The following is a 2808-nucleotide window of genomic DNA, read 5'->3' on the forward strand; positions in this document are numbered from 1 at the left end:
AAGCAGGCGGTGCGTCTCAATCCCAATGATGGCGACGCTTATCAACAATTGGGAGCAATGCTGTTAAAGGAGAACCAGGTCAAAGATGCAGCTGCGGCATTGAGGGAAGCCAAACGCCTCAACCCAAATGATGCCGTGACTCTCTATAATCTGGGCGTAGCTTTGCAACGGCAAGGTCTGCTGGCGGAAGCGATCGCGAATTACCAAGAAGCGATTGTCCTCAATTCCACTCTGGCAGATGCATTTTTTAACTTGGGAGTAACGCTGCAACAAACTGGACGACGCGAAGAGGCAATCCCCTTTCTTTTCCAAGCTAAAACGCTATTCAATCAGCAGGGGAATGCGGACAAAATTGACCAGATTAACCAGTTCCTACAGCAGCTAGGCGCTTCTTGAATTAAAAATTAAAAATTAAAAATTAAAAAACTATCTTTTTAATTTTTAATTTTTAATTTCTTAAATCGGTAGACGATTAATATCCTTGTTGCAGCCAATCACTACCATTGCTGACCCCTTATAAAGCCGCCGGTTGGGATTGGGGTTAATTTCAAATTTGCCCTCGTGGCTGACTGCTAGCAGATTCAAACCATAGCGGCTGCGAAGTTGCAATTCTGAGATAGTTTTGCCGTGAAATTCGTCAGGAATAATAATTTCTACAATACTGTTATCCACGTCCAGATCGAACCGATCTAAAATAGCTGGTTTAGTCAGCGATCGCGCTAAAGTACAGCCCATTTCATGCTCTGGAAATACCACATGATCTGCTCCCACTTTTTTCAGGAGTTTCATATGAATTTCTGACGAGGACTTCGCCACTACATGAGCCACCCCACCTTCCTTTAGATTCAGGGTCGTCACTACGCTAGCTTCCAGATAATTGCCAATCGCCACAATCACCGTATCAAAATCAAAAATTCCTCCCTCTTTAAGGGCAGCGGGTTCTGTCGAATCCAACTGCAAGGCATGGGAAGCAATTTGATCGGTCAAAACTTGGGCTACTTTCTTTTCGTCGGCATCAATGCCCAGCACTTCGTAGCCTAGATGGTGTAGCGTCGAGCAGACGCCACGACCAAAACGACCTAACCCAATGACTGCAAATTGATGCTTGTTAGTAGTGCTGAGACTGCGAAAAAAGTTTAAAGATGATAAGTTCACAAATAAACTCCGGACTGACTCATTGAGTTAGGGATCATTCGTCGAAAACAGTTGCAGGTTTAAACCAACCTTCTAACTTTCAACCTTTTAATCTACAAGCTGCAATTGGGTCACGAACAACTGACAAAAAGCTTGAGGTTACTCAGGTTCTAGCTTATGGAGCATCGAGGGTGCGATCGCTATCCTACCAACAAATTCTCCTCCGGATAGCGGATAATGCTGGGGCTGGGATTTCCGAGAATCGCTGACATCAGGAGCAACACTCCCACGCGACCGATGTACATGGTGGCAATCAATACCAGTTTGGCGAACGTTGAAACACTCGCTGTAATACCAGTAGAAAGTCCAACCGTGGCGAATGCTGAAACAACCTCAAATAAGATTTGGATAAACGCCACCTGTGGATCGCTTAACGCAATTAAAGTCGTGGAACCAATGACCACCAGAAGCGAACCAACCGCAACCCCAGTCGCTTTCACAATTAGCGCCATCGGGATTTGGCGTTGATAAGCAATTACTTCTTCCTTACCTTGTAATGCTGAGAGAGTAGAACTGAGTAAAACCCTTGTCGTCGTGGTTTTAATTCCGCCGCCGGTACTGCCAGGATTCGTCCCAATAAACATGAATGCAATGGTAATAAAAAGAGACGCTTCGGTCAATTTCCCGATATCAATGGTATTAAAACCAGCTGTTCGGGGTGTTACCGATTGAAACCAAGCCGCCATGAGCTTCTGGGGAAAATCAAGTGCGCCAAAGGTTTGGGGATTGTTGAACTCTGTAAACAAAAAGAGAATTGTTCCCAGAATGAGTAGAAACACAGTGGTAGTGGTAGCAATCTTAAAATTGAGAGAAAAGACAACACAAGCTTGACTCTTGGATAAGCGATCGCGCGTCCATAAATACAGCTCCATAATCACTTCATAGCCAATCCCACCCAAAATAATCAAGGCGGTGACAATCAGGTTGAGCAAAGGCGATCGCACGTATTGCATCAAATTATCTGAAAACAAGCCAAAACCTGCATTGTTAAAGGAATTTACACTATGAAAAACTGATAGCCAAAGACCGCGATCAAACCCATAATCGGGTACAAACACCAGCATCAGTAAAAAGATGCCAGTTATTTCAATAATCAACGTAGTGGCAATAATTGAGCGCACCAATTCCACCACACCGGATAATCCTGGCTTGTCGAGGGATTGTTGAATCGCTATCTTCTCTCGGAGTCCAAACTTGCGTCCTAGCAACAGCAACAGGCACGTCGTTGCGGTCATGTAGCCCAATCCGCCCACCTGAACCAGCAAGACAATGAACAATTGTCCCCAAAACGAATAAAATTTCCCCACATCGACCACGGATAAACCAGTCACGCAGACGGCAGACGTGGAAGTAAATAGCGCGATTACCGGATTGCTCCAACTGCCGTCACTGATTGAAAATGGCAGTATTAGTAAAATCGTTCCCAACGTGATGACAGCAAGAAATCCCAGGCAAATGGTTCTGGCAACAGTCATGGTCTAGCGGTCTATCAGGAAAAGTATTTTTAGAGCTTACTGCTTTCCGAGTTCTGGTAGGCTAATTTTCAGCAACACCGCCTGAAAATTTCATGACTTCAACTCTTTATCAGCAAATTCAGCAGTTCTACGACGCTTC

At 44.7% G+C, this 2808-nt stretch carries 3 protein-coding genes; 1 reads left to right on the forward strand and 2 read right to left on the reverse strand.

Features of this window, described 5'->3' with window-relative positions; all coding sequences use genetic code 11:
• Positions 1 to 396: tetratricopeptide repeat protein (locus H6F50_RS16630; protein ID WP_190429555.1), on the forward strand; the 396-nt coding region annotated here is incomplete at its 5' end.
• A 60-nt stretch (positions 397 to 456) separates the two neighbouring features.
• Here the strand turns inward: H6F50_RS16630 and H6F50_RS16635 are convergent.
• Both H6F50_RS16635 and H6F50_RS16640 read right to left on the reverse strand, forming a co-directional pair.
• On the reverse strand, positions 457 to 1155 hold the full coding sequence (locus H6F50_RS16635) for an NAD-binding protein (RefSeq protein WP_190429556.1): 699 nt from the start codon (positions 1153 to 1155) through the stop codon (positions 457 to 459).
• Between the two features lie 179 nt (positions 1156 to 1334).
• Positions 1335 to 2669, reverse strand: coding sequence for a TrkH family potassium uptake protein (locus tag H6F50_RS16640; RefSeq protein ID WP_190429557.1), 1335 nt, complete (start codon positions 2667 to 2669; stop codon positions 1335 to 1337).
• Positions 2670 to 2808: the final 139 nt, after the last annotated feature.

The sequence above is a fragment of the Coleofasciculus sp. FACHB-712 genome (assembly GCF_014695635.1).
In the GTDB taxonomy this organism is placed as follows: domain Bacteria; phylum Cyanobacteriota; class Cyanobacteriia; order Cyanobacteriales; family FACHB-T130; genus FACHB-T130.